The organism is Pseudomonas sp. 51_B, assembly GCF_017491595.1.
In the GTDB taxonomy this organism is placed as follows: Bacteria; Pseudomonadota; Gammaproteobacteria; order Pseudomonadales; family Pseudomonadaceae; genus Aquipseudomonas; species Aquipseudomonas promysalinigenes.
In genome coordinates, this window is record NZ_JAFGYW010000602.1 from 1 (window position 1) to 241 (window position 241).

Consider the following 241-nt stretch of genomic DNA (forward strand, 5'->3'; position numbering starts at 1 on the left):
TGGACGGCGGTGTGTATGCCTATGCCAAGGCAGGCTTCGGCGATTACATGGGTTTCTCATCAGCATGGGGGTACTGGATCAGCGCCTGGCTAGGGAATGTCGGCTACTTCGTGCTGCTGTTCAGCACCCTGGGCTTCTACTTTCCAGTATTTGGCCAGGGCAATACGCCGGTTGCCATCGCTTGCGCCTCCGTGCTGCTGTGGGCCGTGCATTTTCTGGTGCTGCGCGGCATCAAGGAGGC

General features: G+C 59.3%; 1 protein-coding gene. It reads left to right on the forward strand.

Going from position 1 to position 241, the window contains the following annotated elements:
• The coding region (locus J5M56_RS26370) for an amino acid permease (protein WP_207938233.1) at positions 1-241 on the forward strand (241 nt) is incomplete at both ends.